The 23,410-nt window shown below is 67.3% G+C and carries 21 protein-coding genes; 14 read left to right on the plus strand and 7 right to left on the minus strand.

Annotated elements, in window-relative coordinates:
- The 6 genes from P7D22_RS15665 to P7D22_RS15690 form a co-directional block, all read right to left on the minus strand.
- On the minus strand, window positions 1–820 hold an 820-nt coding region (locus P7D22_RS15665), incomplete at its 3' end, for an acyl-CoA dehydrogenase family protein (protein WP_319935188.1).
- Between the two features lie 16 nt (window positions 821–836).
- Window positions 837–2,222 (minus strand): LLM class flavin-dependent oxidoreductase, encoded by a 1,386-nt coding sequence (locus P7D22_RS15670; RefSeq protein WP_319935189.1) that lies wholly within the window; start codon window positions 2,220–2,222, stop codon window positions 837–839.
- Entirely contained in the window at window positions 2,222–3,229 is a 1,008-nt protein-coding gene (locus tag P7D22_RS15675) for an ABC transporter permease (protein WP_319935190.1), read from the minus strand. Before P7D22_RS15675 ends, P7D22_RS15670 begins: the two co-directional genes overlap by 1 nt.
- A complete protein-coding gene (locus P7D22_RS15680; RefSeq protein ID WP_319935191.1) occupies window positions 3,226–4,281 on the minus strand; it encodes an ABC transporter permease in 1,056 nt (351 codons plus the stop codon). Before P7D22_RS15680 ends, P7D22_RS15675 begins: the two co-directional genes overlap by 4 nt.
- Window positions 4,271–5,806 (minus strand): sugar ABC transporter ATP-binding protein, encoded by a 1,536-nt coding sequence (locus P7D22_RS15685; protein ID WP_319935192.1) that lies wholly within the window; start codon window positions 5,804–5,806, stop codon window positions 4,271–4,273. Before P7D22_RS15685 ends, P7D22_RS15680 begins: the two co-directional genes overlap by 11 nt.
- A gap of 76 nt (window positions 5,807–5,882) precedes the next feature.
- Window positions 5,883–6,908, minus strand: coding sequence for a sugar ABC transporter substrate-binding protein (locus P7D22_RS15690; RefSeq protein ID WP_319935193.1), 1,026 nt, complete (start codon window positions 6,906–6,908; stop codon window positions 5,883–5,885).
- 306 nt (window positions 6,909–7,214) lie between these two features.
- On the opposite strand from P7D22_RS15690, the gene P7D22_RS15695 reads away from it, so the two are divergent.
- The 3 genes from P7D22_RS15695 (at window position 7,215) to P7D22_RS15705 (ending at window position 10,321) form a co-directional block, all read left to right on the plus strand.
- Complete coding sequence (locus P7D22_RS15695; RefSeq protein WP_319935194.1) at window positions 7,215–7,739, plus strand: flavin reductase family protein; 525 nt, start codon at window positions 7,215–7,217, stop codon at window positions 7,737–7,739.
- A 372-nt stretch (window positions 7,740–8,111) separates the two neighbouring features.
- Window positions 8,112–9,473 (plus strand): LLM class flavin-dependent oxidoreductase, encoded by a 1,362-nt coding sequence (locus P7D22_RS15700; protein WP_319935195.1) that lies wholly within the window; start codon window positions 8,112–8,114, stop codon window positions 9,471–9,473.
- 62 nt (window positions 9,474–9,535) lie between these two features.
- Complete coding sequence (locus P7D22_RS15705; protein ID WP_319935214.1) at window positions 9,536–10,321, plus strand: MetQ/NlpA family ABC transporter substrate-binding protein; 786 nt, start codon at window positions 9,536–9,538, stop codon at window positions 10,319–10,321.
- A 497-nt stretch (window positions 10,322–10,818) separates the two neighbouring features.
- Here P7D22_RS15705 and P7D22_RS15710 read toward each other — a convergent pair whose 3' ends face one another.
- A complete protein-coding gene (locus tag P7D22_RS15710) occupies window positions 10,819–11,820 on the minus strand; it encodes a LacI family DNA-binding transcriptional regulator (RefSeq protein ID WP_319935196.1) in 1,002 nt (333 codons plus the stop codon).
- Window positions 11,821–12,063: 243 nt separating this feature from the next.
- Here P7D22_RS15710 and ltnD point away from each other — a divergent pair, with 243 nt between their 5' ends.
- From ltnD to otnC, 11 genes are all read left to right on the plus strand, one after another.
- Window positions 12,064–12,993 (plus strand): L-threonate dehydrogenase, encoded by a 930-nt coding sequence (ltnD, locus tag P7D22_RS15715; RefSeq protein ID WP_319935197.1) that lies wholly within the window; start codon window positions 12,064–12,066, stop codon window positions 12,991–12,993.
- 35 nt (window positions 12,994–13,028) lie between these two features.
- Entirely contained in the window at window positions 13,029–14,030 is a 1,002-nt protein-coding gene (locus P7D22_RS15720; RefSeq protein WP_319935198.1) for an ABC transporter permease, read from the plus strand.
- Window positions 14,031–14,098: 68 nt separating this feature from the next.
- Complete coding sequence (locus P7D22_RS15725; protein WP_319935199.1) at window positions 14,099–15,040, plus strand: sugar-binding protein; 942 nt, start codon at window positions 14,099–14,101, stop codon at window positions 15,038–15,040.
- Window positions 15,041–15,099: 59 nt separating this feature from the next.
- The gene (locus P7D22_RS15730) at window positions 15,100–16,602 is read left to right on the plus strand and encodes a sugar ABC transporter ATP-binding protein (protein ID WP_319935200.1); all 1,503 of its coding nucleotides are present in this window, start codon (window positions 15,100–15,102) and stop codon (window positions 16,600–16,602) included.
- A gap of 40 nt (window positions 16,603–16,642) precedes the next feature.
- Window positions 16,643–17,542, plus strand: coding sequence for an NAD-dependent epimerase/dehydratase family protein (locus P7D22_RS15735; RefSeq protein WP_319935201.1), 900 nt, complete (start codon window positions 16,643–16,645; stop codon window positions 17,540–17,542).
- Between the two features lie 161 nt (window positions 17,543–17,703).
- Window positions 17,704–18,597, plus strand: a complete 894-nt coding sequence (locus P7D22_RS15740; RefSeq protein ID WP_319935202.1) for an NAD(P)-dependent oxidoreductase — start codon at window positions 17,704–17,706, stop codon at window positions 18,595–18,597.
- A 38-nt stretch (window positions 18,598–18,635) separates the two neighbouring features.
- Entirely contained in the window at window positions 18,636–19,682 is a 1,047-nt protein-coding gene (locus P7D22_RS15745) for an alpha/beta hydrolase (RefSeq protein WP_319935203.1), read from the plus strand.
- 27 nt (window positions 19,683–19,709) lie between these two features.
- Window positions 19,710–20,492, plus strand: coding sequence for a hydroxypyruvate isomerase family protein (locus tag P7D22_RS15750; RefSeq protein WP_319935204.1), 783 nt, complete (start codon window positions 19,710–19,712; stop codon window positions 20,490–20,492).
- Window positions 20,489–21,460, plus strand: coding sequence for a 3-hydroxyacyl-CoA dehydrogenase (locus tag P7D22_RS15755; RefSeq protein ID WP_319935205.1), 972 nt, complete (start codon window positions 20,489–20,491; stop codon window positions 21,458–21,460). The genes P7D22_RS15750 and P7D22_RS15755 overlap by 4 nt, the downstream gene beginning before the upstream one ends.
- 33 nt (window positions 21,461–21,493) lie before the next feature.
- Window positions 21,494–22,756, plus strand: a complete 1,263-nt coding sequence (otnK, locus tag P7D22_RS15760; protein ID WP_319935206.1) for a 3-oxo-tetronate kinase — start codon at window positions 21,494–21,496, stop codon at window positions 22,754–22,756.
- Window positions 22,753–23,391, plus strand: a complete 639-nt coding sequence (otnC, locus tag P7D22_RS15765) for a 3-oxo-tetronate 4-phosphate decarboxylase (RefSeq protein WP_319935207.1) — start codon at window positions 22,753–22,755, stop codon at window positions 23,389–23,391. Before otnK ends, otnC begins: the two co-directional genes overlap by 4 nt.
- The last annotated feature ends 19 nt before the right edge of the window (window positions 23,392–23,410 follow it).

The following is a 23,410-nucleotide window of genomic DNA, read 5'->3' on the forward strand; positions in this document are numbered from 1 at the left end:
ACGCGGCCCCGTGGGTATAGCTGCGGCGACGCCCCGCCACGGCCTCGGCCAGCTCCCGCGCGGCGGCCCGGCCGATGCCGGCCAGCGTGGCGAGATGCACGAGCTGGTAGAACGGCAGCGTATAAGGAAAGATGCTGCTGTCTTCGACCATGTCGGCGTCGCGCACCGGCACCTGGGTGAAGCGGGCCGTGCCGCTGGCGGTGAGGCGCTGGCCGAAACCATCCCAATCGTCTTCGATCACGAGGCCCGGCGCCTGCCGCGACACGAGGCCGGTGACCGAAACACCATCCTCCGCCCGGGTGGCCGCGACATGCAGCCAGTCGGCGTACAGCGATCCGGTCGTGTAGAACTTCGCGCCGTCGATCCGCCAGCCGTCTCGGTCGCGCGTCGCCACGGTGTCGAAATGCGCCTGGGTGGCGGCGCCGCCCTCGCTGCGGGCGCTGCCGACCGTGTCGCCCCGTGCGATGCGGGGTATCCAGGTGGCGCGATGGGCGGCATCGGAACTCTGCAGGATCTCTTCGACGAAGCCGAAATGCGACCGCAGGGCCTGGGCGAGGTTCGAATCGGCGGCCGAAAGCTCGATCAACAGGGCGAAAAACTCGGGCAGGCTCGCGCCGGCGCCACCCTGCTCGGCGGGCAGGCGCACGGCCGTCAGTCCGGCCTGTTTCAACCAGCCAAGCTCGGCATGCGGCAGCAGGCGGTTCCGCTCTCGCGCCGCCGCACCGTCGCGGATGCGCGTCAACACGGGGCGGAAGGGTTCCATCAGGCTGTGATAGCGGTCCGTAGGGCCGGCGCCCCAAGCGTCGTGGTTGAGCGTCATGGATGATCCAGGGAGATTAGGCGAGACCGAGGGCGGGCTGCGCGCCGTGTCGGAAGGCGGCGGCGGGATGGCTGGTTGGCAGGCGATCGCCCCGACCGAAAAGCTTTTGGCGAAAGCTGCCCGGCTCGTAGCCGGGATGCAGGCCACGGCGCGCCAGCACCGGTGCCACCAGGTCGACGAAGTCGCGGAAGCTGTCGTCGAGCACCGCATAGGACAAGTTGAAACCGTCGATGCCGGTATCGGCGATCCAGCCTTCCAGCGCGTCCGCTACACCTTCGGGCGGCCCACTGGTGGCGGGGCTGAGGCCGCCGATGCCGAGATAGGCCGCGATCTCGCCGATCGTCCACACCCGGCCGGGGTCGTTGGCGCTCATCGCATCGACGGCCGACCGGATGGCGTTGCTTTCGACATGCTCGAACGGATCGTCGAGGCTGTAGCGGCTGAGATCGACGCCGATCCACCCCGACATCAGGGTCAGCGCACCTTCGGGCGACGCGTAACGCTGGTAGTCGAGGCGCTTGGCTTCCGCTTGCCCGGCGGTGGGAGCCGTGATGACCGTGTGTTCGGCGATGATCGGAACGCTTGCGGGATCGCGTCCGGCGGCCGCGAGGGCTGCCCGGAGGTTCTTGACCGTGCGGCTCAAGGCGGGCTTCGAGGGTGCGCCGACGAAGATGCATTCGGCATGGGTCGCCGCAAAGGCGCGGCCGCGTTGCGAGGCGCCAGCCTGGTAGAGCACCGGGCTACGCTGCCGCGACGGTTCACAGAGATGCGGGCCGGCAACGTCGAAATAGTCACCATGGTGGTCGATGGCGCGAATGCGCGACGGGTCGGCGTAAAGGCCGCTCGCCTTATCGCGCCGCACGGCGTCGTCGTCCCAGGAGCCTTCCCACAGCTTGTAGCAGACCTGCAGATATTCCTCGGCCCGGTCGTAGCGCGCGTCATGGTCGAGCTGCGCCGGACGGCCGAAATTGCGGGCCGCACTGTCGAGTGCCGAGGTGACGATGTTCCAGCCGATCCGCCCTTCGGTCAGGTGGTCGAGGGTCGAGAAGCGGCGCGCCAGCGCGAAGGGATGTTCATAGGACACGGAGGCCGTCACCGCGAAGGCAAGGTGGCGGGTGGCGGCCGCCATGGCGGGAACAAGCAGAAACGGGTCGTTGATGGGCGCGTGCAGACCATGTCGATAGGTGGACTCGGGGCTGCCGCCGAAGCTTTCATAGGCGCCGAGCGAGTCGGCCAGGAACAGGGCCGAGAAGCCGCCGCGCTCCAGCAGTTGCGCAAGCTCGATCCAGGTCGATAGCTTCGTATAGGCTGTGCCCTTGTCGCGGGGGTGCCGCCACAGGCCCGGCGACAAGTGGCTCGGCGTGTTCATCGAAAACGCGTTGAGGATGATGGGTTTGGGCATCAGTGGGCTCCCGGCCGGCCCCGAGCCGCGCTGCCGCGACCCGCGAAGGCGAGCAGCAGAGCGCCGAAGATCAAGATGCCGGTGCCGACCTGCTGCCAGTAAAAATTCCAGCCGACCAGCAGCAGGCCGTTCTGCACAAAGCCGAACAAGGCGACGCCAAGCAGGGTGCCGGGCACGTTGGCCCGCCGGGTGCGGCTGAGCGATGTGCCGATAAAGGCCGCCCCGATGCTGTCGAGCAGGTAGGCGTTGCCCGAATACGGTACATAAGCATTGACGTGCGCCGACAAGAGGATACCGGCCACGGCCGCGAGCGCAGCGCTCGCCCCGTACACAAGCGTCAGGATGCGGCCGACCGGCAGGCCGGAATAGAGCGCCACCTGCGGCTCGACCCCGATCGCCAGCACCTCCCGGCCGAAGCGTGTCCGCGCAAGCACCAGCCAGGTGCCGAACGCCAGCCCGGCCAACAGCCACAGAACGAACGGCACACCCAGCACCGATCCATGGCCGATGAAGGCGAGCGCCGGTGGGATGCTGGCAGCGGACACATAAACGGGGTTGCCGCCGTCGGTGGTCAACTGCTGCAGGCTATGGCCGATGAACAAGGTGCCGAGCGTCGCCAGAAACGGCGTGATGCCCAGCCGCGCGATCAGGATGGCGTTGAACACGCCGGTGCCGACACCGGCCAGAACGCCCAGCAAGGCCGCAATCCAGACCGGATGCCCCGCCGCGATCGCGCTCACGAAGGCGAGGCTGCCGAGGTCGACCGCCGTGCCGACCGACAAATCCGTGCCGCCGGCCGCAACCGCCAGCGTCATGGCCAGCGCCACGATGGCCGTGAGCGCGACATTGTTGACCAGCACGCCCGCAACGTTGTTGAGCGTCAGGAAGCCGGGCGCCGCGATGGCAAACACCAGCAGCACGGCCGCCAGGGCGGCCGGGACGCCGAAGCGGAGAAGGTCCGTGCCGCGCGGTAGACGCGCCTGGCGGTCGATCGAGACGGAGCTCATGCGCGACGTCCCTTGCTGAGGCCCGCGGTGGCCCCCACGACCGCCAGGATCAACGCCCCCTCGATGCCGTTCACCCAATAGGTGGAAAGCCGTAGCAGCTGGAAGCCGTTGCTGAGGCTGCCCAGGAACACCGCCGCCAACAGCGTGCCGGTGACGGTCGGCACCAACCGGCGCGAGAAGATGAAGCCCAGGAAGGCCGTGGCCACAACGGGCAGCAGCATGTCGGCCGAACCGCCCGTGGCACTGTTGAGAAAGGCCACGGACACGATGCCACCGAGGCCGCCGAGCCCGCCACTCAACACATAAGAGGCGGCGACGTAGCGTTCCGGCACGATGCCGGCCGCCCGTGCGGCTTCGGGATGGCCACCCACCGCATAGGCCCGCAACCCGAGGGTCGTGCGGCGCGACGCGAGGCCGAGTGCGAGCGTCACGGCCAGCAACACATAGCCGAGCACCGGAACCCCGAAAGGACCCGTCTGGCCGAGGCCATCGAGCAACGGCGAGGCGGCCGCGACCGTGGTGTTTTCCGTCACCACGAGCTCGAGGCCTTCGCAGATGTTCATCACCGCCAGGGTCGCCAGCAGCGGCAGGATGCGCAGCCGCACCACCGCGACCGCGTTCATGAGCCCCACCGTCACACCGATCGCAAGGGCGGCCGCCACACAGGCCCCGTCGCCGTAGCCGGCCTGATTGAGGTTCGCGAAGGTTGCGGCCGATAGCCCGAGCGTGCCGGCGAGCGAAAGATCGATGCCACCCCCGACCACGTCGCTGCCGCCGGTGATCAGCACCAGCGTGAGGCCGAGGCTGAGGATGCCGAGCACGGCCGACTGAGCCAGGATCAGGCCTAGATTGGCGGGTGTCAGAAAGGCTGGCGCCGCGATCGCGAAGCCGCCCAGCACGGCCAGGAACAGGATCAGGCCGCCAGCGCGGAGCCCCTGCGTGCCGACCGCCACAGCCCAGTTGCGCCAGCGCGGCGCGGAGGGCCGTCGCAGCGACGCGGGGCTCCCGGGATAGCGCGACGCCGTAAGCGCCTGCGTGGTGTCAGGCGGCATGGCTGGCAGTCTCGCGTGGTCGGGACCCGGTCAGGGTGGCGTCGAGAAGGCTGGCGGCGCTCGTGTCGGCGGCGCGATGGTCCGACGCCACCCGGCCGCGGTACATGACGAGCACGCGGTCGCAAACGCCAAGCAGTTCGTCGAGGTCGGACGATAGCAGCAGGATGCCGACGCCTTGATCGGCCAGGGCGGCGACTAGCCGGTAGATCTCGGCCTTGGCCGCGACATCGACCCCGACGGTCGGCTCGTCCAGAATGTAGACGCCCGCATCGCGCGCCAGCCATTTGCCGAGCGCCACCTTCTGCTGGTTGCCGCCGCTCAAGGTCCGCACCGGCACCTCGAGGCCGCCCGCCTTGATCTGCAGATCGGCGACCAGGCGCTCCGCGGTGGTGCGTTCGGCGTTTCGGTCGAGCCAGCCGCGCCGGCTTACCCGGCCGAGACTGGCGAGCGTCAGATTCTCGCGCAGGCCGAGATCGAGCGCGACGCCCTGGGCGCGGCGGTCTTCCGGCACCAAGGCAAGGCCGCGCCGCACCGCATCGGCGGGACTGCGGATCACAACAGGTTGCTCGGCCACCGACACGGTGCCGGCCCTGGCCGGCGCCAACCCGAACAGCGCCTTGGCGACCTCCTTGGTGCCGGAGCCGAGCAGCCCCGTGAGACCCAGCACCTCGCCACGCCGCAGCGTGAACGACACGTCCTGGACCTGCGGCGGAACAGCGAGGCCGGTGACCATCAGCAACGGGCCGCCCGGCCGGTTGCGGTGCCTGGGAAACAATTCGGTGACGTCACGGTCGACCATCAGGCGCGTGATGGCCGAGGTTGTTGTCGCCTTGGCGTCGAGATGGGCGACGTCGCGGCCGTTGCGCATCACCGTCACGCTGTCGCAAATCCGCTCGATCTCGGCCAGGTAATGCGAAATGTAGAGGATGGCGATGCCGCGCGCCTTGAGGCGCTCGATTGCGGCGAACAGGCTCTCGACCTCGCGCCGGGCCAGCGCGGCCGTCGGCTCGTCGAAGACCACCAGCTTCGGATCGGTCAGGAGCGCCCGCGTGATCTGCACGATCTGCTGCTGCGCGGTTGACAGGTCGCGGATCAGCACGCCGCGCGGCAGCGTGAGACCGAAGAAACGATCGAGCGCCGCATCGGCGCGCTCCTGCAAGGTGCCGCGCCAGAGACCGAAGCCCGATCCGGCTGCTTCGCGGCCGAGGAACAGCGCCTCGCCGACCGTTGCGGTCGGCACCAGCAGGCGGTCCTGGTGAATAAAGGCGATGCCGAGCGCCTCGGCGTCGCCCGATCGCAGGTTGGGCAGGATGCGGCCATCGAAAGCCACCATTCCGGCCTCGGGCGTCACCAACCCGGCCAGCACCTTAATGAGCGTCGACTTGCCGGCGCCGTTCTGGCCCACAAGGCCATGAATGGTGCCGGACGCGACCGTCAGCCCGGCGCCATCGAGGGCGCGCGTCGGACCGAAGGACTTGACGAGCCCCGTCATGGCGAGGGCCGGCGTCCCTGAAGGGGAGGTCATCGAGGCAGGCTCCGGGTCGGCCGTAAAAGGGCGCGGCGCCCGGGGGAGGACGGGCGCCGCGCCAAGCTCGGACGGTTCAAACCTGTCCGAGCTGTTTCTGCACCTCGGCGGCATTCGCCTTGTTGGCGATGATGGCCGGCAGGAAGGTTTGCGACGGCAGGCTCGTGTCACCATTCAGGTAGCGGGCGAGATTGAGCACGGCGGTGCGGCCGATCACGCCCGGTTGCTGGGCCGCCACCGCGCCCGCCGGGGCCTTCGGGTCCTTGACGAGCGCCAGGACCTCCGGGGTGCCGTCGACCCCATAGGTGCGGATGTCGTCCCGGCCCGCCGCGACCAGCGCCTGGGTGGCGCCGAGCTGCGGGATATCCCAGGCCGACCAGATCGCCGCGATCGACCCCTTCTCGGGATATTTGCTCAGCAGCGCCGTGATCTGGGCGTAGGCGTCCTGCACCGTGTTAGGAATGACGTCGCGCAGCTCGGGCTCGAGGATCTTCACCTCGGGATAATATTTCAGCACCGTCTTCAACTGCGTGTAGCGGATCTCGCAGACCGGCACGCCCGCGAAGCCGTTGAACACCACGACATTGCCCTTGCCGCCAATGTCGGAAACCAGTTGCAGCGCCAGCTGCGAGCCGAGGGAAAAATTGTCCGAGGTGGCCGTGTTGATGACGTTGGTGGACGGCAAGTCTACCGAGAAGACCGGAATGCCGGCCTGACGCAGCTTCTTCAGCCACGGGTCCACCACCGTAAGGGTGCCGAGCGTCTGGATCACGGCATCGGGCTTCTGGGTCACCAGCGTCTGCAGCTGGCTGACCAGCGCTTTGTCGCTGCGCCCGGCATCGAGTCCGATGGGTGTACCGCCGAGCTCCTTCACGGTCTCGACCTGAGCCTGGTAGGCCTTTAGGTCGAAGAAGTGGTCGGTTCCCGCGACGCTGATGGCGATCGTCCTGCCCTTCAACGAAAGCTTCGGGTCACCTACGGCGACCGGAGCCGCCGCCTCGTCGGCCTGCGCTGCAGTACCACCGAGAGCCGTGGCGGCGCACAAGCCAGCGCCCATCCGAAGCAGGCTGCGGCGCGGGAGGGTGAGACGGGCATCGATCATCAGGAGGGGTCCAGGAAAGCCGCGACGTGGCGACACCCGAAGACCACACCAAGCCGAGCTGATAGTCAACTAGATTTGTGTACTAATGATCTGACCTGCAGAACCGTGCGGTCGGTGTGCCTCCATTGCGTGCCTTCGTCTGACAGGGACGGACCACGCCAACCCCGCAACGGCAGGCGTCAACCTGCCTTGATGAAGTTGACAATTTTTGTAGACCATGTTGATCTTGGCCCATAGAATGACCGGCGTCCGACGCCCGAAACCGCGATGGCGCCCCGCGTGCCCGCCTCTTCAAAAGGCCGATCCATGAACCAACCGCTGCGAAGCCTGCATCGTCCGCATGCCGATGCCTTGTCGCTGAAAGACGCGATGCGGCGGCTCGTGGGCGGCGTCGCGGTCATCACGGCCGGCATCGGTGACGAGCGGACGGGGCTTACCGCCACCTCGGCCCTCTCTCTTTCGATGGACCCGCCCACCATGCTGGTGACGATCAACCGGGCGTCCTCGTCCTGGCCGGTCGTGGCCAGGCGCCGACACTTCTGCGTCAACGTCCTGCATGCCGATCAGACCGATGTGGCGGCGCGCTTCGCCGGCGCCGGCGGCGCCAAGGGGGTCGAGCGCTATGAGCATGCCGACTGGATCACCATGGGCTCGGGAGCCCAGGGCCTCGTGGGGGCGCTGGCTGTGATCGACTGCGAGGTCGAGGAGATCATCGAGCGCCACAGCCACGCCATCGTGCTGGGTGCCGTCCGGGACGTGCGGGGCGCGCTCGGCGACGGCACCGGCCTTGTCTACGGCCACGGGCGCTTCGGCAGTCTCCGCCTGGTGTGAGAGCGCCCCGGCCATGACGAGCGCGCAAGCCGACCATCCGCCCTTCGAGCGTCCGCCGGACGCGCATTGCATCGCGTCCAAGCGGAGGCGCTGGTGAATCTTCGCGCGGTCGCGGCGGATTTCGGCATCGACGCCGCCACCCGGGATTGCGAGCGGCAGCAGTCGGAGCCGGAACTCGAGTGCTTTTCGCGATCCAACCTTTGGCGCATCACGACGCTGTCGAGGTCGTCGCGCTGCTTGCGCCCGCCGCCCCGTCGCTCGATCGGACTCCCTGCACCCACACGCGGCACGACTCGATGCACGGGACATTCAGTATGATCGCCGACACGTGTCACTCCGGCCGCAACCTTCCCCGCCATGGTGCCATTTGAGATGCCGCGCGAAATCCGTCTGAACGCCTTCGACATGAACTGCGTGGTGCATCAGTCGCCGGGGCTGTGGCGCCACCCGCGCGACCGGTCCCGCGACTACAACCGCTTGCAGCCCTGGGTGGAACTCGCCCGGACGCTCGAGCGCGGGCTGTTCGACGGGCTGTTCCTGGCCGACGTGCTGGGGCTCTACGACGTGTATGGCGCCTCGCCCGACAGTGCGCTCGCCCATGCGACGCAGGTGCCCAACAACGATCCCATGCTGCTGGTGCCCGCCATGGCGGCCGTCACCGAGCACCTCGGCTTCGGCGTCACGGTGACGTTGTCGTATGAGCCGCCCCTGCCCTTCGCGCGCCGCATGTCGACGCTCGACCACCTCACGGATGGCCGCATCGGCTGGAACATCGTCACGGGCTATCTCGACAGCGCCGCCAAGGGCATGGGCCAGACCGGGCAGCGCCGCCACGACGACCGTTACGCGGTGGCCGAGGACTACATGCAGGTCGTCTACAAGCTGTGGGAAGGATCCTGGGCCGACGATGCCGTGGTGGCCGACAAGGCGCGCGGCGTGTTCACCGATCCGACCCGCGTTCGCAAGGTCACGCACGAGGGCTCGCATCACCGGCTCGATGCCATCCATCTGAGCGAGCCATCGCCTCAGCGCACCCCGGTGCTGTATCAGGCCGGCACCTCGCCGGCCGGGCTTGGCTTCGCGGGGCGCCATGCCGAATGCGTCTTCATGTCGGGCCCCTCGAAGGCGGTGATCGGTCCGCGCGTCGCAGCCGTTCGGCAGGCGGCGGTCGCGGCCGGGCGAACTCCCGAGGATGTCACGATCTTCGCCATGATGACGGTGATCGTCGCCGAAACCGACGCAGCCGCGCAGGCACTGTTGGCCGACTACCGCGCCTATGCGGACCCGCAAGGGGCGCTGACGCTGATGTCCGGCTGGACCGGCATCGATTTTTCGCGACTCGATCCCGACGCGGTCGTCGAGCATGTCGAGAACGACGCCGGCCGCTCGGCGCTCGAGAACATCACCCGCGCCGACCCGGATCGCCGCTGGACGGTGCGCGAGGTCGCGGAGCACGTTTGTATCGGCGGCATCGGGCCACTGCTGGTGGGCTCGCCGCTGACCGTGGCGGACGGCCTGGAGGCCTGGATCGACGACACCAGGCTCGACGGCTTCAATCTCACCTTCGCGGTGCGGCCCGAAACCTTCGAGACCGTGGTGGATCTGCTGGTCCCCGAACTGCAGCGCCGCGGCCGCTACAAGCGCGCCTACGCGCCCGGCACGCTGCGCGAAAAGTTGTTCGGCCGGTCGCGGCTCGCCCCGACGCATTGCGGGCACGCCTTCCGTTTCCCCTGAACCATCGAGGCGCCACCGTGCCGATCCCCCGCAGATCCCTCCTGGCTTTCCTGGCAGCCCTCATGACGCTTGCTGGGATCGCCCGCGGCACCGCCGCCGAAACGCTCAAGATCGGCGTCTTGCCCGGCGTTTACGCCGATTCCGTCAACGCCGCCGTGGCTGACGCCGCGGCGCAGAGCATCGACCTCAAGGTGATCGAGTTCAGCGACTGGACGACACCAAACATCGCCCTGCAGGCCGGCGACATCGACGTGAACTATTTCCAGCACCGCCCTTTCCTGGACAACGCCATCAAGGCAGGCGGTTTCGACCTTACGGATGCCGGCATCGGCGTCCTGGCCAACATCGGCCTGTATTCGCTCAAGCATAAGAGCTTCGCCGCCATCCCCGAGAACGGCAGCGTCGCAATCGCCAGCGATCCCGTCAACCAGGGCCGATGCCTGGTGCTGATGCAGACCGCCGGGCTGATCAAGCTGAAGGATGGCGTGGGGATCGGCGGCACGATTGACGACATCGTCGCCAACCCGAAACACCTGCGGTTTTCTGAGGTGGACGGGCCTCAACTGGCGCGCGTGGCCACCGACGTCGACCTGGCCTTCGGCTATCCGCACTACATCGTAGCGGCCCATGCCTTCGACCCCTCGAGCGGACTCCTGTATTCCGGTGTCTCCGACAAGCAGTTCGCCATCCTGTTCGCGGTGCGCAAAAACCGCGTCCACGACCCGCTCATCGCCAAATTCGTGGCGATCTACCAAGCCTCCCCGGCCGTGAAAGCCTCGATCGCCAAGGCATTCGCCAACGACCCAAAGCTCTACGCCCTGCCATGGGAGCACTCCGGCCAACCTTGATGATGGTTGGCGATACGACGGATCTCATCTCACCCTGACAGACAAACGTCACGCGCTTGCGGCGTTGAGGCCAGCGCGGCCTCCGCTCTCGTGCAAAGACTCCCACCAGCAGTGGTAGAGGCCAGCGTCGAAAGCCGGGGTACGCCGAGGCGCTTTTGCCATGAATGCTTGACGTTTTGGCGCTCTTCAAAGGCTACGAGCAACGAGCCTTCGCTGACCGAGGTTGCGCGACAGCGCCCACCGGCCGAGCCACCTAAATTGTTCAGCATAACGCGGTGCAAAGCTATGCCCCACAGCGCATGCTGCCGGTGAGCAACGATACGCCATGCCGCGCTAGACGTCCGGTTCTGGCGCTACACATGCCAGATCACCGCACTGCCAGCCACCTGATGCATGCGGCGCGAAGCCGTCGATAACGGGTTGTGCCGTTGCACCAGGACGTTCCCGAGCCGCCCCGTCACCCTCTGACGTGCACCTTAAGCGCAACAATCGCCGCGTCAGGCCGTCTCGCCTTCGCAAATCTCGAAACCCGTGTCGATCACTTCGCCGCCTTCCGGGCGGTCGATGCGCTGGAGGATCTTCTCCGCCGCGAGGCGCCCGATGAGGTAGCGGTTCGACCGGATCGTGGACAAGGGTTGCGGCAGGGACTGGCCGATCTCGAGCCCGTTGAAGCCAAACAGCCCCAGGTCCGTCCTGGGGCGAAGCCCCGCCGTCATGCAGTGAAACACACCGCCCACAGCCATGTCGTCGTTTGAGAACACCACGACATCGACGTCGGGGCGGGTGGCGAGCAGCGACTTCAGCGTCGCCCGTCCTGCTTCGGTGGAGCTGACCGAAGAACTCAGCATCTCGGCCACGAGACCGAGGCCCCCTTCCCTCAGCGTCTCGCATAAACCCTCATAGCGGAGCCGGGCTCGGCGGTCGGTGGTCCAATCGTGACCCACATAGGCGAAGCGGCGATATCCGCGGGCGATCAGGTGCCGCGCCGTCGCCTGGCCCGCGCCTTTGTGCGACATGCCCACCACGAGGTCGATCGGCGGCACGTCGCAATCCATCAGCTCCGCGACCCTGATGCCGCTCTGGCGGAGCCGGCGGCTCGTGACGGGCGTGTGGTCCGACCCCACCACGATCATGGCGGCGGGCTTCCAGGCCAGCAGCGAGCCGATCAGCGTTTCCTCGGCCTGGAGGTCATAATCCGTGATGCCGATGACGGCCTGCCGGCCGGATGCTTCGAGCCCGGCATGAATGCCGCGCAGCACCTCGGGAAACACGATGTTGGACAAGGATGGGACACTGACGCCCACCAGACCCGACACCGCCGAGGCCAGCGTGCCGGCCAGCCGGTTGGGCACGTAACCCATCTCCTCGACCACGGCCATGACCCGCAGGCGCGTCCCCTCGGCGAGCGGCCCGACCCCCCGCAGGACGCGCGACACCGTGATCTCGCTGACCCCTGCCCGTTGCGCGACGTCGCTCAGCGTGATGGGGCGGGCGTGCAAATTCCCGTTTCCTTTCAGCCGTCCCATGTGCCCTGCTTGCATTTTTGCATCGCACACTGTTGCAGCCTTCGCCGAACGAGGTCCAGGGACAAAGCCGCCGCAACGGCCCTATGGGTCGACAATGCTGGGACAACAGCGCCAACGCCGACATCATGACAAATGATAGCGCTGTCACTTTATTGGTGACAGCGCTATCATTGCTCATTATGGTCGGCTCATCGCAACGGCTTGTCCGGATAGACGATGACCCAGGGCGGAACACGACGCATAGCCGTAATCGGTCTCGGCTCGATGGGACATGGCATGGCCACGTCCCTGCAGCGGGTCGCCGAGGTCACGGGCTACGATCCCGACGCCGATGCGGCACGCCGCTTCACCGAGGCCGGCGGCACCGTAATGGGCAGCGCCGCGGAGGCGGCGCGCGACGCCGACGTTCTGGTGGTCGCCGTTGTGAACGCTCTGCAAACCGAAGGGGTTCTGTTCGGGACGCCTCAGGCTTCCGGGGCCGTGTCGGCCATGCGGGCCAATGGCGTGGTGATCTCGTCGGCCACCATGGCACCTGACGAAGCACGCCGCATCGCGGCCCGGGTCAGCGAGGCAGGACCGGACTATCTCGACGCGCCGATGAGTGGCGGCGCCGGGAGGGCTGCCACGGGCGAACTCACGATCCTGGCCTCCGGCTCCGCCCAGGCCTTCTCGCGCGCCGAGGTCGCACTCGGAGCGGTGGCCAAAACGGTGCATCGGCTCGGCGACGAACCGGGCACGGGCGCCGCCTTCAAGATCGTCAACCAGCTGCTGGCCGGCGTGCATATCGCGGCGGCCTGTGAGGCGATCGCCTTTGCCAAGCGCCTCGGCCTCGACATCGACAAGGTGTTCGAGGTGATCACGGGCTCGGCCGGCAATTCCTGGATGTTCGAGAACCGCGTGCCGCACATCCTGAAGGGTGATTACCGTCCAGCCAGCGCGGTCGACATCTTCACCAAGGATCTCGGTATCGTGGCCGATATCGGCCGTGCCACCAAGTTCCCGACCCCGCTGGCCGCCAGCGCTATGCAGCTGTTCCTGATGACGGCCGCGGCCGGCATGGGGCGGGATGACGATGCTTCGGTGGCCCGCCTGTATGCCCGCATCGCCGATCTCGACCTGCCGGGAATGACGCCCGACCGACGATGACGGAGCAACCGGAACGGCGCGAGCCGGAGGACTCGATGGCCAACAAATCCGTAGCGGCATCGCCGGAACATCGAGCGTCCCCAATCGAGGCCCGCCTCGGCGCCGTCCTGCGTGTGCGCGAAGTCAACGTGCTCGCGGCGCTGCTCATCGTCATGGCGCTGATCAGCGTTTCGACCCCCTACTTCCTCACCACCGACAACCTGATGGGCGTGTTTCGCTCGTTCTCGCTCGTGGCCATCATGTCGATCGGCATGGTGATGGTCATCGTCACGGGCGGCATCGACCTGTCGGTCGGGTCCGTACTGGGTTTGTCGTCGCTCATCACGGCGCTGTGCTTCAAGGCCGGGCTGCCGACGATCGTCTGCGTGGGAGGTGGGCTCGCGACCGGCGTGGTGTTCGGGCTCGTTAACGGGCTGCTGGTCACCGGCATAGGTCTGCCGCCCTTCATCGCCACCCTCGGCACGCTCTCGATCGGGCGCGGGCTCATGTACATGATCACCCACGGCGTGCCGTTGACGCCCGACACGCCCGACAGCTTCGCCGAGATCGGCCAGGGCTATGTCGGGCTTGTGCCGATCCCCGTCGTGGTTCTGCTGGTGATGGCCGTCATCTTCGCGGTGTTGATGCGCTCCACGCGCTTCGGCCGCCATGTTTATGCGGTCGGCGGCAACGAGCAGGCGGCGCGCCTCAGCGGCGTCAAGACCGCCCGCGTGAAGCTGCTGGTTTACGCACTGTCGGGCATCATCGCCTCGGTGGCGGGCATCATCAGCTTCTCGCGGTTCCTGTCCGCCGAGCCGGCCTCCGGTTTCGGCATCGAGCTCGACGTGATCGCCGCGGCCGCGATCGGCGGCGCGAGCCTCGCGGGCGGCATCGGCAGCGTGGAGGGTGCCGTGATCGGCGCGGCGCTCGCCGGCATCATCTCGAACGGCGTGGTGCTGATGAACATCGACACCTATGCCCAGCAAGCCATCACGGGCGCCGTAATCCTGATCGCGGTGAGCCTCGACGTGTTCCGAAACCGCTTCGGAAAGGGCTGAACGCCTCGATCGGCACCGGCCCAACAGCACCAAAACAAAACAAACAAAATAAGGGAAGGACAACGCACATGAAACAGATCACAGCCGTCGCCATCTCGGCCCTGCTGGCCGGTGCGGCACTGACCGGCGCGGCCGCCGCCAAGGACGCCAAGGACATCACGATCGCGGTGGTGCCCAAGGTGGCGGTGCCGTTCTTCGACGATTGCAACAAGGGCGCGAGTGACGAGGCCAAAGCGCTTGGCGTCAACTACCAGTGGGTGGTGCCGCAAAACACGCAAGGCTCGACGCAGGTCAAGATCATCGAGGATCTGATGGCCAAGCACGTCGATGGCATCGCCATTTCGGTCAACGAGCCGAAGTCGGTGGAGCGGATCATCAAGAAGGCCGTCGAGGGTGGCATCAAGGTGCTGACGTTCGACTCGGATTCCGCCAAGAGCGGTCGCTCGCTTTATATCGGTACCGTCAACGAGGCCGCCGGCACCAGCATGGGCGACGTGATGGTCAAGCAGCTCGGCGGCCAGGGCGAGGTCGCGATCGTCACGGGGCAGCTCGGGGCCACCAACCTCAACGAGCGCATCGCCGGCATCAAGAAGGCGCTCGCCGCCTCGCCCGGCATCAAGCTCGTCGCCACGGAAGGCACCGAGGACGACCTTGCCAAGGCCGTGTCGGTCGATGAAGCGCTGTTCCGCGCCCATCCGAACCTGAAGGGCATCTTCGGCGTGAGCCAGGTCGGCGGTCCGTCGGTCGCCAAGGTGATGGGCGCCAAGGAATTCGCGAGCCGCAAGGGCACCGTCAAGGTGATCGCCTTCGACGACCTGCCCGACACCGTCCGGGGCGTAAAGGAAGGCTTCATCCAGGCCATCATGGTGCAACGCCCCGTCACCATGGGCAAACTCGCGGTCGAGACCCTCGTCGATCAGGTGCAAGGCAAGGGGGACACGAGCCCGAAGGACATCGACACGGGAGTGACGGTGGTCACGGCCGACAACCTGGGCAGCTACACCAAGTGACCGCGTGGCCACCGGGTGGGACCGCCACCCGGTGGTCCGCCACCGGCAAAGGAACGCTCGTGACGCCATTCCTCCAGATGCGCGACGTTTCGAAGACCTTTCCAGGGGTCAGGGCGCTGAAGCATGTCGATCTCGACGTGTCGCGCGGCGAGGTGCTGGCGCTTGCGGGCGAGAACGGCGCCGGCAAGTCGACCCTGATGAAGATCATGACGGGCGTGTTCCGGGCCGATCCGGGCAGCGTCATCCTGATCGAGGGCGAGCCCCTCGAGATCACCGACCCCGTGCACGCCCGGGCGCTCGGCATCAGCATCATCTACCAGGAGCTCTCCGTCGTCGAGAACCTGAGCGTTGCCGAGAACATCTATCTCGCCAAGGAGCCGCTGCGCCGAAGCGGGCTCATCGACAAGGCGCGCATGCGGGCCGATGCGCGGATCGTGTTGGCGCGGCTCGAGATCAACATCGATCCGGCTGTCTCGATGGGACAACTCAGCATCGGTCAGAAACAGATGGTCGAGATCGCCAAGGCGATCGCGTCAGACGCCAAGGTCATCGTCATGGACGAGCCCACGGCTTCGCTCAGCCATCATGAGGCCGTGACGCTGCTTCGGCTCGTGCGGCAGCTGAAGCAGGACGGCATCGGGCTCGTCTATATCTCGCACCGTCTCGACGAACTCTTCGAGATCGCCGACCGGGTCACGATCCTGCGCGACGGCGCCACCGTCGGCACCCTGCCGATCGCGGAGGTCACGCGCGAGATCCTGGTGCGCAAGATGGTGGACCGTGACCTGGCCCAGCTCTACGCCATTCATGCTTCAAGCGCGCAGGAGCGTGTGCTGCTCGAGGTGGACGGGCTGACGTTGAGAAATCCCACGGCCCACCAGCCAAAGGTGCGCGACGTCAGCTTCACTCTGCGGGCCGGCGAAGTCCTAGGCTTCTTCGGACTCATCGGGGCGGGCCGCACGGAGATCATGGAGATGATCTTCGGCATGCGGCCGCATGACGGCCGCATCCGCATCGAGGGCGCCGACGCCCTCATCGCGGAACCCGGCGACGCCATTGCGCAGGGCATCGGCTTCGTCACCGAAGACCGCAAGAGCCAGGGCCTCGTGCTCGGCATGAACGTGCGCGAGAACTTCAGCCTCACGCATCTAGAAGACTATTCGCCGCGCCAGTTCGTGCACAAGCGGCAGGAGGCGGCACGCTGCGGCGAGTTCGTCCGCGCGCTCGGCATCAAGACGCCCTCGACCGAGCAGAAGGTTGTCAACCTCAGTGGCGGCAATCAGCAGAAGCTCGTCATCGCCAAATGGGTGGCCCGCAAGCCAAAGATCCTCATCGTGGACGAGCCGACGCGGGGTATCGACATCGGCGCCAAGGCGGAGGTCCACGCCTTGATGGCCCGCCTCGCGCATGACGGCATGGGCATCATCGCCATCTCGTCGGACCTGCCGGAAGTGCTGGCCGTCAGCGACCGCATCGTGGTGGTCAAGGGCGGCCGCATCAGCCGCATTCTCGACCGCTCGGACGCCACGCAGGAAACCGTGATGGAGGCTGAGACCGACTGACGGGCGCAGCGTCTTTAAATTTCGAACTTAGGAGTACCAAGTGGCCAAAAACATCGTCTTCACCGGCGGCACCGGCAAGGCTGGTCGCCATGTCGTCGAATACCTTGTCGACCAGGGCTACAACATCCTCAACCTCGACCTGAAGCCGCTCGACCATCCGAAGGTCCGGACGCTGATCACCGACATCACCGACAGCGGACAAGTGTTCAACGCCCTCACCTCGACGCTCGAGAAGCACGAGTTCGCCCCCTCGCTACGGGCTCCCAAGGTCGATGCCGTGGTGCATTTCGCGGCCATCCCGCGCATCATGATCACGCCCGACAACGAAACCTTCCGCATCAACACGATGGGGACCTACAACATCATCGAGGCGGCCGAGAAACTCGGCATCCGCAAGACGATCATCGCCTCCTCGGAAACCACCTACGGACTCGTTTTCGCCAATGAGGCGCGTGACCCGGCCTATTTCCCGCTCGACGAAGACTATCCGTCGAACCCGATGGACAGTTACGCCCTGTCGAAGATCTGCAACGAGCGCACCGCCCATGCCTTTGCGCAGCGCTCGGGGAGCGACATCTACGCGATCCGTATCGGCAACGTCATCGAACCGCACGAATACGAGCAGTTCCCGGGCTTTTTCGCCGACCCTGGCTTTCGCAAGCGCATCACCTGGAGCTACATCGACGCCCGCGACCTCGGGCAGATCGTCGATCTTGCGATCCAGAAGGACGGGCTCGGCTTCCAGATCTTCAACGCCGGCCAGGACGATTGCTCGTCCGACCTGCCGACGGCCGAACTCCTGAAGCGCTTCTACCCCAACGTGCCGGTTCGCAAGGATCTGGGAGAATACGAGGCGTTGTATTCGAACAAGAAAGCGCGCGAGGTGCTGGGCTTCAAGGAACGGCATAATTGGCGCCAGTATGTGCCGACGAAAGGGTGATCAGAGGCCTCAGTCGTCTTTGCGCGCAGCAAGGCGATGCGGGCATATCCTTGCGGCGTTAGAGCCGATCATAGCGCGGCATGGATCGCCGCGCTTCACACGCGATGACGACCGGTGCGTGGGACGCGAACCGGAACCAACATGATCGATAAGGGCACACCATGGCGGACCGCATCGGATTCATCGGCCTCGGCTTCATGGGCCACGGCATGGCGGCGAACATCCTGAAGAAGGGCTTCGCGCTCACCGTCATGGCCAATCGTCGCCGCGAGGCGCTGGACGACCTCGTCGGCCGTGGCGCCACCGAGGTCACGACGCCACGCGCCATGGCGGAAGCCTGCGAGGTGGTCGTGCTCTGCGTCACGGGCTCGCCGCAGGTCGAGGCGCTGGTCGAAAGGCCGGACGGGCTCGCGGCGGCCGGAAAGCCGCTCGTCATCGTGGATTGCTCGACCTCCGAACCCGCTTCGACGCGGCGCCTCGCGGCGGCGTTGGAACCGCACGGCATCACGCTCATCGATGCGCCGCTCGGCCGTACCCCCAAGGACGCCTGGGAGGGCACGCTCGACGTGATGGTGGGCGGCGACGACGCTGCGATCGATCGCGTCCGGCCGGTCCTCGAAAGCTTCGCGGGGCGCGTCATCCCGACCGGGCCGGTCGGCACGGGCCACACCATGAAGCTGCTCAACAACTTCCTGTCGATGGGCTATGCGGCGCTGTATTCCGAGGCCCTGATGATCGGCGCCAAGGCGGGCCTTGCACCGAAGACCTTCGACAGCGTGGTGCGGGGCGGGCGGATGGATTGCGGCTTCTACCAGACCTTCTTCAAATACGTGATCGAGCGTGACCGCGACGCCCACAAGTTCGCGTTGAGCAATGGGCTCAAGGACGTGACCTACTTGGCGAGCTTCGCCCAGGCCCTGCAGGTCGCGAACCCGATCGGCGCCGCGGTGCGCAACAGTTTTGCGGCTGCGGTCGCGGCTGGCCATGGCCAGGACTATGTGCCGACGCTGTCGGATTTCGTGGCCGCCGCGAACGGCGTGTCGCTGACGGACTGAGCCGGGGCTACCGGCCGAACCCCAAAGGGAGGATCACCATGAAGATCATCACCATCGCCCTCTTGGCCGCCGGCATTGCGGCACCCGCCTCGGCGCAGACCGCGCCGGCAAAACCACTCGAGATGCCGGCCAAGACCCTGAACCCGCCGACCGCCGACATCAGCCCCGGCATGCAGGAGATCATCGCGCGGCCGCTCAATCCCGACTGGAACTTTCACGCCAAAACGGGCGAGGAGTGGCGCGCCAAGGCCGACGCAATCGCGGCCGGCGTCACGCCCGGCCTCCCGGCCATGCTGGACCGGCTGCACGTGAAGATGGAAGCTTCGACCATCGACGGCGTCCGGGTCCACGTCCTGACACCCGACGACATGCCGGCCGCCAATCGCGACAAGACGATCATCCACATGCACGGCGGCTGTTACGTTTATTTCCCGGGCGAGTCCGGCACGACGGAAGGCATCATGATGGCCGGCTTCGGCCATTACCGGGTGATCTCGGTCGATTACAGGATGCCGCCCGAGGCCTATTTCCCCGCTGCGGTCGACGATGGGATCACGGTCTACAAGTCGGTTCTCAAGTCGAGCGATCCGAAGAAGGTCGGCATCGTCGGCACCTCGGCCGGAGGCGCTCTGACGCTCGAGATGGTGGTGAAAGCCAAGCAGGACGGGCTGCCGATGCCCGGCGCGATCGCGCCGGGCACGCCGATGTCGGACATCACCAAGACGGGCGACAGTTTTTATACGAACGAATTCGTCGACAACGTGCTGGTGTCGCCGAAAGGCTTCTGCGACGACGCCGCGGCTTTCTACGCCCACGGGCACGACTTGAAGGACCCGCTGCTGTCGCCCGTTTACGCCGACATGGGCGGCTTCCCGCCCACCATCCTGACCACCGGCACGCGCGACCAGCTGCTCAGCAACACGGTGCGGGTGCACCGCAAGTTGCGTCGGGCGGGCGTCGAGGCCGACCTCAACGTCTATGAAGGCGAGTCGCACGCCCAATACCAGTTCGACGATACGGTGCCGGAAGCCAAGGAGGCGTTCGGCGACATCGCAGCCTTCTTCGGCAAGCACCTCGGCCAATAACGCGTCCAACTAGGGAGTCCCGCACACATGGCGCGTTTCTCGGCCAACCTCGGCTTCCTGTGGGCCGGACAGCCGCTGCTCGATGGGATCGCGGCGGCGGCGCGCGCGGGCTTCAAGGCGATCGAGCTGCATTGGCCCTACGACACGCCGGCCGGAGCCGTGCGGGACGCCTGCGCGCGACACGGGCTGACGCTTCTTGGGGTCAACACCGTGCGGGGTGACGTGGCGGCGGGCGAGAACGGGCTCGGCGCACTGCCGGGCCGGGAGGCAGAATTCCAGGCGGCCGTCGACCAGTCGCTCGCCTTCTGTCGCTACGCGGGCGGATCGGCCATCCACTGCATGGCCGGCCGGGTGCCGCCCGAAGCGCGCACGGCGGCACGCGAAACCTTCCTCGACAACCTGCGGCGTGCGTCCGACAAGGCCGCAGCGGCGGACATCATGCTGCTGCTCGAGCCGCTGAATTCCGCCGATGCACCGAACTATTTCTACAGCACGGCCGACGAAGGCGCCGCCATCGTCCAGGCGCTCGGGCGTCCCAACGTGCGGCTGATGTTCGATTGCTACCACGTGGGCCGGGTCGGGAACGATGTGATCGCCACCATGGCACGCCTCTGGCCGACGATCGGTCATATTCAGATCGCCGCCGTGCCAGGTCGGGCCGAGCCCGACGGCGGTACGCTCGATTACCGACCGGTTCTCGCCGCGGTCGACCGGCTCGGCTACGCGGGCTGGGTCGGGGCGGAATATAAGCCCGTTGGCGACACGGACGCCGGCCTCGGCTGGGTCGAAGCGTTGGGAGCGCACCGATGAGCGACGAACACCAGCCGGCCCGCGGCACGGTCGCGCTCGTCGGGGGCGGCGTCGTAGGCTCGGCCTGGGCGGTGGTCTTCGCCCGCGCCGGCTACGCGGTGCGGCTCAGCGACGTGTCGCCTGCCGCAGAGGCCGCGGCGCTCGCGGGTGCACGGGACAGTCTTGCCGCACTCGCGGCCGAAGGCCTCGCCGGGCCGGATACGGGCGACGCCGTCTTGAACCGCATCACGACGCCCGGGTCGTTGCACGACGCTCTCGCAGGCGCAGACTACGTGCAGGAAAGCGCACCCGAGCGGGTCGAGGTCAAACGCGAGCTCTACCGCACACTCGACACGCTGGTGCCGCCCGGCATCGTCATCGGCTCCTCCACCTCGGGCCTGCCGGCTTCGAGCTTCACGGCCGACATGGCGACGCGCGCACGTTGCCTGGTGGTGCATCCCATCAACCCGCCGCAACTGATCCCGCTTGTCGAACTCGTGCCGGCGCCCTGGACGTCGTCCGACGCCGTGGACCGCGCCGCCACGCTGATGCGCGACGTCGGCCAGGCACCGATCCGCCTCAGCCGCGAGGTCAACGGCTTCGTGGTCAACCGTCTGCAAAGCGCCGTCCTGGCCGAGGCCTTCAAGCTCGTCGCCGACGGCATCTGCTCGGCCGAGGATCTCGACAGCGCCATGTCGGACGGGCTCGGCTTGCGTTGGGCCTTCATGGGTCCGTTCGAAACCATCGACCTCAATGCCAAGGCGGGCATCGCCGAATATTGCCGCAACCTCGGCCCGATGTATCAGGGGCTCGCGGCAGAACAGGCCGAGATGCGCGAATGGACCCCGGCGCTTGTGGGCGCCATCGAACGCGATCGACGGGCCAGAACCTCCGAGGCCGGTCTTGCCGACCGGCGCCTTTGGCGCGACCGCTGCCTCGCCGGCATCGTGGCTGCCAAGCGCCGCATCTTCGACCGCGAAGGGCGCTGACGGCATCCGCCGTCGATCATTCGAGGGAACTCCATGCTGCTTGGCTGCATCGCCGACGATCTGACGGGCGCGACCGACCTGGCGCTGACCCTTGCCCAGGAGGGCATGCGAACGGTGCAGTCGACCGGCGTGCCCCGGCCCGACCTCGACGTCACGGAGGTGGACGCGCTGGTGGTGGCGCTGAAGTCACGCTCGATCCCAGCCGGGGACGCGGTGGCGCAGTCGCTTGCTGCGCTCGACGCCCTGCAGCGGCTCGGCGCCGAGCGCATCCTGTTCAAATATTGCTCGACCTTCGACTCGACCGATGCGGGCAACATCGGCCCCGTGGGCGAGGCGCTGCTCGAGCGGCTCGGCGGCGGCGTGGCCGTGGCCTGCCCGGCTTTTCCGCGCGCGGGGCGGACCATTTACGCCGGCCAGCTCTTCGTGCTCGGCGTGCCGCTCGACGAAAGTCCGATGAAAGACCACCCGCTCAATCCGATGCGGGACGCGGACCTCCGACGCGTGCTGGCGCGGCAGTCGCGGCGCCCGGTGGGTCACGTGGGCTTCGCGGACGTTGATACCGGCCCGGAGCGCATCGCGGCGGCGCTTACCCGCGAGGACCGGGAAGGCCGCGGGCTCTGCATCGTCGATGCCGTGACCGATCGGCACCTGCGCGACATCGGGGCGGCCATAGCGGGCCACCGGCTCGTCACGGGCGGCTCGGGCATCGCCATGGGGCTGCCGGCGGCCTATGTGGCGGCCGGGCTGATGCCGCAGCTATACCCGCCGCCGGCCCGCATGGCGGCCCCAGCCGGACGTGCCGCCATCCTGTCGGGCTCCTGCTCGGCCGCCACCAGGGCTCAGGTCGCGACGGCGCGGGACGCCGGCATGCCGTTCTTCGCCGTCGATGCCGCCCTGGCGCAGGAGGACGACCCGGCGGCCCGCGTGCTCGACTGGGTCGCCACGCAGACCGGCGACGGCCCCCTCCTGGTGTCGTCCAGCGCTGACCCCGACGCGATCGCTCAGGCCAAGGCACTTCTCGGCCCCGGGGCGGGAGAGCGCTTCGAAGCGATTTTGGCCGAAGTCGCGCGCGGGCTGGTCGTGCGTGGCGTGCGGCGGCTGCTCGTCGCCGGCGGCGAAACCTCCGGCGCCGTGGTGCAGGCGCTCGGCGTTTCGGCCCTGACCATCGGCCCCGAGATCGACCCCGGCGTGCCGTGGACGCGCTCCGTCGGCGCACCCGACCTGGCCCTGGCGCTTAAGTCGGGCAATTTCGGCGCGCCCGACTTTTTCCTGAAAGCCTGGGATTTGCTGCGATGAGCGATGCCTCTCTCCGCGAGGAGGTGTGCCGCTGCGGCGCCTCGCTGTTTGGCCGCGGCCTCACCTTCGGCTCCACCGGCAACCTGTCAGTCCGTCATCCCGATGGCGGCTGGTTGATGACCCCCACCAACGCCTCGCTTGGCGAGCTCGACCCGGCGCGACTGTCGCACATCGGCGACGACGGCCACCTCGTCAGCGGTGACCCGCCCACCAAGGAAGCTTTTCTGCACCGTGTCATGTATGCCGAGCGGCAGGGCGCGGGCGCCGTGGTCCACCTCCATTCGACGCATTCGGTCGCGGTATCGTGCCTGCATGGGCTCGACCCGTGTGACTGCCTGCCGCCGTTGACGGCCTATTACATCATGCGGGTCGGCCGCCTGCCTCTTGTGCCCTACCATCCGCCCGGCGACGACAGCCTCGCCCGTGCGGTCGCCAAGCTCGCCGGCAAACACCATGCGGTGCTGCTCGCCAATCACGGCCCCGTGGTGGCCGGCACCAGTCTCGCCAATGCGGTTTATGCCACGGAGGAGCTGGAAGAAACCGCCAAGCTGACCCTCATGCTGCACGGCCGCGACACGCGCCCGCTTACGCCGGAGCAGGTCGAGGATCTGCGGTCGCGGTTGAAGCTATGGTGAGGCTTAAGAGTGTCTCGGC

The sequence above is a fragment of the Lichenihabitans sp. Uapishka_5 genome, from assembly GCF_033947565.1.
Taxonomy (GTDB): domain Bacteria; phylum Pseudomonadota; class Alphaproteobacteria; order Rhizobiales; family Beijerinckiaceae; genus Lichenihabitans.